This window comes from uncultured Halomonas sp. (assembly GCF_947501415.1).
Lineage (GTDB): Bacteria > Pseudomonadota > Gammaproteobacteria > Pseudomonadales > Halomonadaceae > Halomonas.
Genome location: NZ_CANMVL010000014.1, coordinates 92,643 through 99,481, shown reverse-complemented (window position 1 = coordinate 99,481; position 6,839 = coordinate 92,643). Strand labels below are relative to the sequence as shown.

The window sequence follows — 6,839 nt, the reverse complement described above, 5'->3', positions numbered from 1 at the left end:
AGCATCCCGCACGACCGCCTGATGGCCCGCGTCGAAGAGCGAATCAGCGACGGTCGACTGCTGGCCTTGCTACGAAGTTGGTTGAGCCAGGACATCGTCAGTGACATGAACCGATGGACACCCACGTCAGGGACGCCACAAGGCGCGATCATCAGCCCCTTGTTGGCGAATCTCTACCTGCACCCACTGGACCAGGCAATGACTCAGCACGGCTACCGCATGGTGCGGTATGCCGATGATTTCGTCATTCTCTGCCACAGTGAGCAGGAGGCCCGACAAGCCCTAGCCCATGTCCAGGACTGGGTGGCGGCGAATGGCCTGATTCTGCATCCCGACAAGACCCATATCGGCGATTGTCGGCAACAGGGGCAGGGTTTCGACTTCCTGGGCTACCGCTTTGAGGCGGATCGCCGCTGGGTGCGCAAGAAGAGCCTCAAGGCCTTCAAGGATAAAGTGAGAAGCAAGACGCGGCGGACGGAAGGCAAGAGTCTGCGTCAGGTCATTGCCTCACTGAACCCGATGCTGAGAGGGTGGTTTGGCTACTTTCGGCACGCCTACCGGACGACGTTCCGTTCATTGGACGGCTTCATTCGTCGGCGGCTGCGGGCCATGCTGCGCAAGCAGGAGAAGCGTCCGGGGCGTGGCAACACCCGGTCGGACATACGACGCTGGTCCAATACGTTCTTCGCGGCCGCGGGGCTCTTCACCCTAGCCGGAGCCTGGCGGCATGCGAGCCAATCCCGATGAGGAAACCATCGACTGGAGAGCCGTGTGCGGGAGAACCGCACGCACGGTTCGGAGGGCGGGGAGGGCTCAGCCCTTCCCGACCCCTATCAATGAGCCCGGTTTCCCACAATTAATCCCGGCCTCTCAATGCTGACTGCCGAACGGATTTACGCCAGTTTACGAAGATCCCTTTATTTGCAGGTGGCTTGTCAAGGACCAAAGGTTGACGATTCTGGGGGCATGGGAACCAGGTTTATGGTACACAGGCAGTAACGATATATGGCAAAACGGCACTGCCTCGACTGATGCGACGCATCGGATTCGGCCGTCGTTTGTAAGGGAAACACATGAATCGCAAGCTGACACTCGCCATGCTGCTCTCGCTCTCCGCCACCAGTCCCATGGCGCTGGCTGTTGGGCTGGGGGAGGTGGACGTGCGTTCGACCCTCAACGCGCCACTGCGTGCCACGGCGCCTCTGGTCGATGCCGCTGGCATTCAGCCGGAGTTGCTCAATGTTTCGGTGGCCAGCGAGCGGGCCTATGATGCGGCGGGCCTGGATCGAACACCGCTTGCCGCCAGTGTGAAACTCAGCGTTGAGCGTCGTCAGGGGCGACTGTATGTCGACCTCACCACCGATCGCGCAGTGCGTGAGCCCTGGCTCGACCTGCTGCTGCAGCTGGAGTGGCCGTCGGGTCGGATGGTGCGTGAAGTGACGCTGCTGCTCGACCCCCCCAATTACGCCGAAATGCCGGCCCTGGTGACCGCCAGCTCACGGAGCGTGGCGGCTTCCACGCCGCCTACGGTAGGTCCTCGGTCGGAGTCCTCGGCAGCCTCTTCGGAGGTAGCCCGGTCGGCCGCTTCCACAAGCAGGGGGCCTGCCTGGGTACGCAGCGGCGATACCCTCTGGGGGGTGGCGGGTCGCCTGAGGCCGGATAGCGGCGTCAGCATGAAGCAGATGATGGTGGCGCTGGTGGCGGCGAACCCCGAGGCCTTCCCTTCCGGCAATATCAATTCCATGCGTGCGGGTGTCACCCTGTCGGTGCCCGATCGCGCCGCAATCGCTTCACGCTCACCGGCGGAGGCGGAGCGTGTCGTCAGTGCCATGAATCAGGCCTGGGCCAATCGCGGCAGCGGGGCCCCGGCGCGGGTGCCGCTGGACGCCACCCGAGGCGTCGCCGAACGCGCCGTCGCCGCCACCCAGGAAGCGCCCCGGCAGACCGAGGTCGCCTCTGCGGAGGCGAGCGGATCAGCGGCGACTGCTGATGCGTCTGTCACCGATGCGTCTGCTACTGACGTCGCTCAGGCCGAGCCTGCGGCTGCCGAGGAGGGTGATTCCACCGATGAGCGCGCCGAGCCTCGCCTGACCCTGCTTACCGACGCCCAGGTGGCGGCGGAGCAGGGCGACATCGAGACGGCCGATACGAAGCCATCGGCAGAGAGCGATGGTGACGGTGTGGTTGAACCCCCGGCAACGGCCCTGGCCGACGCCTCCTCGCAGAGCGAAGTCGACTCGGCGCTCTCCGAGTCAGAGGATCAGCGCCTGGCGCGCCTGGAGGAGCGCTGGCAGCAGAGTCAGGCTCAGCTTGAGGCAGTGCAGGCGGAGCGTACTGCGCTCGAGGAGGAGCTCGGCGACATGCGCGATGAGTTGGCAACGTTGCGCGATCAGCTGGCCGCGCTGACGGCCGGCGGCGCTGGCGTCGAGGGCCCGGGTGCCGGAGGCCTGGATATCGCCTCCGTCAATGAGCAGGAGATGCCCTGGTGGGGTGGCTTCTATCCTGGCGAATGGGATCGCAACCTGGTGCTGGGTGGGGCCGGGCTGGCCGCTCTTCTGGGGCTGTGGCTGGCGTTGCGGCGCCGGCGCCCCGGTGGGAAGGAGCGTTCCTCGGAAGCCGGCGTGATACGTGTTGCCACCCCGGGGGCCGCCTCTCCGATCCAGACGCCTTCGCCGACCCAGACGGCCTCGCCGACGATAGCCGCGGCCAACGAGACCACGATGAGTGCCAACCTTCCACAGGCCGAGGCCGTCAACGAGGCCGATATCTATATCGCCTATGGTCGTTACGATCAGGCCCGCGAGTTACTGGAAAGCAATCTCGAGCGTGATCCAGAGCGCGATGATCTGCGCTTCAAGCTGTTGGGTGTCTACTTGGAACTCGGCAGCTATCAGGCGGCCGAACGCCAGGCAGAAAAGCTGATGGTGGCCGGCACCCCCGCCATGGCCGAGGAGACCGAACAGCTGATGGCGCACTATGGCCTTGCCGCTTCGAGGGGGGGCGAGGTGCCGGCTGGCGAGGAGCGAGGTGAGCGCGCCGACTTCGGTGAGGCGGCGGCACTGCCGCCGAGGCTCTTCGACCAGCCGTCCGGCGATGAAGGAATGGAGACCGCGACGTCGCCGCTTATGGTCGGCCATGAAGCGGCCCCGACGGTCAATGAGCCCCTGCCCCAGGAGCGCACGGAAATCGCCGATGACCCTGAGTTCGTAGGGATCGGTGCGCCTGCAGAGCCCCAGGGTGAGTCGTTGGCAGATTCCGACCATGACGATTTCGAGCCTGACGACTCCAGGGCTGAGTCTGTACCCGACCTCGAGTCTGAGGTTGTGCCGGAGTCCGGGCGTTGGTCAGAGCTCGAGCGGGCGAACGGAGCTGGGGCAGGGCAGCAGCCAGAGCTAAAGAAAGAGGCAGCGGAATCAACGCAGGGGCCAGCGTCAGGGCCAGAGATAGGGTTCAAGAAAGAGACGGCGGAGCCAGAGTCAGAGTCTGACGTTGTATCGAAGCCTGCTGGCGCCACCGAGCCCGAGGAGTCTTTGCCGTCGCTCGGTTTGACAAGCCGCCGTGTCGATGACGATCACGAGGTGCTCGACTATTCTCCACCGGTTCTCGACACGCCTGCCCCCTCCCGCGAGGAGACACCCATGCAGCCCAGTGTCGAGTTCACTACCCAGGGGCTCGGGGTGGCCGAGAAGGGCGCCGGCTTCGAGCAGGGCGAGAGCCTGGACCGCGGTGATGTCGAGACGCCGGTCGATCGGACATTTGCCGATGATTGGGAGGTGGAAGAGGTTTCCTTCCCTCCGCTTCAGACGGATAATAGCGAGTTTTCCGTCAGCGCTGCACAGCGCCTGTTCGAAGCCGGTGAAGCTGGTCGGGCCCGTGAACTGCTCGACGAGCTGAGTCGCAATGGCGACCCGGCGACCCGTGCAGATGCCATGGCGCTGCTTAGACGACTGGATGCCTGATCACCGCATGACCCTCTTTCAACGCCTCGACGAACGCACTCCCATGACCGGCCGCCTGGCCATGGGGGTCGAATATGACGGCAGCGCCTACTGTGGCTGGCAACGCCTCAAGCACGCCGCCTCGGTGCAGGCCTCACTCGAGGAGGCGCTGGGCAGGGTCGCAAGCCACCGGGTCAAGGTGCATGCCAGCGGGCGCACCGACTCGGGCGTCCATGCCACCCGTCAGATCATTCACTTCGATGCGCCGGTGCCGCGCTCCCAGAAGGCCTGGGTGTTCGGCACCAATGCCAACCTGCCGCGGGATATCGCCGTGCGCTGGGTGACTGAAGTGCCCGATGAGTTTCATTCACGCTTCAAGGCCCTGGCGCGCCGTTATCGCTACGTGCTGCTCAATCAGCCGAGCCGCCCGGTGCTGGAGCGTGCCAACGTGACCTGGTGCCGCGACCCGCTGGATGCCGATGCCATGCATCGAGCCGCCCAGGTTCTGGTAGGCGAGCATGACTTCTCGAGCTTCCGTGCCGCCGGCTGTCAGTCCAAGACCCCCTGGCGGCATCTGCACTTTATCGAGGTGCACCGCCACGGCCCCCTGGTGGTGGTCGATGTACAGGGCAACGCCTTCCTGCACCATATGATCCGCAATATCGTCGGTGCCCTGGTGACGGTGGGGCGTGGCGAGCGTGGCGATGACTACCTGGCCGAGTTGATGGCGCTGAAGGATCGTAGCCTTGCCGATGTGACGGCGCCGGCCTGCGGCCTGCACTTCGTGGACTCGCTCTATGACGAGCAGTGGGGGCTGCCCAGGGAGCCGCTGGGGCCGAACCTGCTGGCCTTTCTGGGGGAGTGGAGCGGCGAACGTGCGCTTCCGGACTGCCCCATGGTGGCGTATCGTCGCGGCCGCCCCCTGGCGCTCGACCAGGAGGCGACATGATGCGCCGGACCCGGGTGAAGTTCTGCGGACTGACCCGTATCGAGGATGTGGAAGCCGCGGTGGCGGCGGGCGCCGATGCTCTCGGCTTCGTGCTCTGGTCAGGCAGCAAGCGTGCCATCGATGAGCGTCATCTGGCCGAGCTCGCCGCCCGGGTGCCGGCCTTCGTCACTCGGGTGGGGCTGTTCGTCGATGCCGAGCCCGAGTGGGTCGCGTGCTGCGCCCCCCACCTCGATCTGCTGCAGTTTCACGGTAATGAAACACCCGAGCAGTGTGCCGCCGCGCCGCTGCCCTGGATCAAGGCGCTGCGCATGCGCGAGGACCTCGATCTGGCCACTGCCGCCGAGGCCTACGCCGGGGCGCGAGCGCTGCTGCTCGATGCCTATCGGCCGGGGGTGCCGGGGGGAACCGGGGAGACCTTCGACTGGTCGCGGATCCCCTCAAGCCTGGCAAAACCTGTTATTCTCGCCGGAGGCTTGAGTGCAGCCAATGCCGCCGAGGCGATTACTACGGTCGCACCCTTTGCGCTGGATGTTTCCGGTGGAATTGAGGCCGCTCCGGGCGTCAAGGATGTGGCGCGCATGGCGGCTTTCATGGTTGCTGTCCACGATGCCGACAGCCGTTGCTGAGTGCCGCGAGCCCGATTTGCCGACAATCGATTTTCTGTAATCCCCAAGCTCCTGTAACCCAAAGCCCCTATAACCCTAAGCCCAATGGCGATCTGTGAGGTGTCTTTCGTGAGCAAGTTCAGTGACCTGACCCGACTACCGGATGCCCGTGGCCACTTTGGCCCCTATGGCGGCCGGTTCGTCTCGGAGACCCTGAGCTTCGCCCTGGATGAGCTGGAGAAGACCTACATGAGTCTTCGCGATGATCCGGCGTTCCTGGCGGAATTCGACTACGACCTGGCCCACTATGTAGGCCGGCCATCTCCGCTCTATCATGCCGAGCGGTGGTCGAAGCAGCTTGGTGGGGCACAGATCTGGCTCAAGCGTGAAGACCTCAACCACACCGGCGCCCACAAGGTGAACAACACCATCGGTCAGGCGCTGCTCGCCAAGAAGAGCGGCAAGCCTCGGGTCATCGCCGAGACCGGCGCCGGTCAGCATGGCGTGGCCACCGCCACCGTGGCGGCGCGGCTGGGACTCGAGTGTGATGTCTACATGGGGGCCGCCGACGTTCAGCGCCAAAAGCTCAATGTCTATCGCATGCGCCTGCTGGGGGCCAATGTCATTCCGGTGGAGTCCGGCACACGCACCCTCAAGGACGCCATGAACGAGGCGCTGCGGGACTGGGTCACCAACGTCGACAACACCTTCTATATCATCGGCACCGTGGCCGGCCCGCACCCCTATCCGATGCTGGTCCGCGACTTCAATGCCGTGGTCGGTCGCGAGGCGCGCCGTCAGTCCTTCGAGGAGTTCGGCGCCCTGCCCGATGCCCTGATCGCCTGCGTGGGCGGTGGCTCCAATGCCATGGGGCTGTTCTATCCCTTCGTGGAGGATGATGGCGTCGTCATGTATGGCGTGGAGGCCGGCGGCGATGGTGTCGAGACCGGCCGCCACGCGGCACCGCTCTCTTCCGGGGCGCCACGCGGGGTACTCCACGGCAATCGTACCTATCTGATGTCGGATGAAGGGGGGCAGGTCTCCGATACCCACTCCATCTCGGCGGGCCTCGACTATCCTGGGGTCGGTCCCGAGCATGCGCTCTGGAAGGATCTCGGCCGCGTCAACTATGTGGCCGCCAACGACAACGACGTGCTCGAGGCGTTTCGCGAACTGACCCGCGTCGAGGGCATCATGCCGGCCCTTGAGTCGGCTCACGCCCTGGCCTATGCCAAGAAGCTCGCCCCCACCCTGCGCCCCGATCAGAATATCGTCGTCAACCTCTCGGGGCGCGGCGACAAGGACATCATGACGGTGGCAAACCTCGACGGGATCGAATTCTAGATG

The 6,839-nt window shown here is 65.0% G+C and carries 5 protein-coding genes; all 5 read left to right on the top strand.

The genetic code is table 11. The annotated features are described in order from the left end of the window. The coding region (locus Q0894_RS11540) for a reverse transcriptase domain-containing protein (RefSeq protein ID WP_299235443.1) at positions 1 to 747 on the top strand (747 nt) is incomplete at its 5' end. A gap of 326 nt (positions 748 to 1,073) precedes the next feature. Then, a complete protein-coding gene (locus Q0894_RS11535; RefSeq protein ID WP_299235439.1) occupies positions 1,074 to 3,959 on the top strand; it encodes a FimV/HubP family polar landmark protein in 2,886 nt (961 codons plus the stop codon). 7 nt (positions 3,960 to 3,966) lie between these two features. After that, positions 3,967 to 4,887 (top strand): tRNA pseudouridine(38-40) synthase TruA, encoded by a 921-nt coding sequence (truA, locus tag Q0894_RS11530; protein ID WP_299235436.1) that lies wholly within the window; start codon positions 3,967 to 3,969, stop codon positions 4,885 to 4,887. Then, on the top strand, positions 4,884 to 5,513 hold the full coding sequence (locus tag Q0894_RS11525; protein WP_299235434.1) for a phosphoribosylanthranilate isomerase: 630 nt from the start codon (positions 4,884 to 4,886) through the stop codon (positions 5,511 to 5,513). Before truA ends, Q0894_RS11525 begins: the two co-directional genes overlap by 4 nt. Positions 5,514 to 5,597: 84 nt before the next feature. Continuing rightward, entirely contained in the window at positions 5,598 to 6,836 is a 1,239-nt protein-coding gene (gene trpB, locus Q0894_RS11520) for a tryptophan synthase subunit beta (RefSeq protein ID WP_299235431.1), read from the top strand. Positions 6,837 to 6,839 lie beyond the last annotated feature (3 nt).

What these genes read in the sequence shown, in the direction of transcription:
- Q0894_RS11525 (WP_299235434.1), top strand. Translation starts at nt 4,884, where the DNA reads ATGATGCGCCGGACCCGGGTGAAGTTCTGCGGACTGACCCGTATCGAG.
- trpB (WP_299235431.1), top strand. Translation starts at nt 5,598, where the DNA reads ATGGCGATCTGTGAGGTGTCTTTCGTGAGCAAGTTCAGTGACCTGACC.
- Q0894_RS11535 (WP_299235439.1), top strand. Translation starts at nt 1,074, where the DNA reads ATGAATCGCAAGCTGACACTCGCCATGCTGCTCTCGCTCTCCGCCACC.
- truA (WP_299235436.1), top strand. Translation starts at nt 3,967, where the DNA reads ATGACCCTCTTTCAACGCCTCGACGAACGCACTCCCATGACCGGCCGC.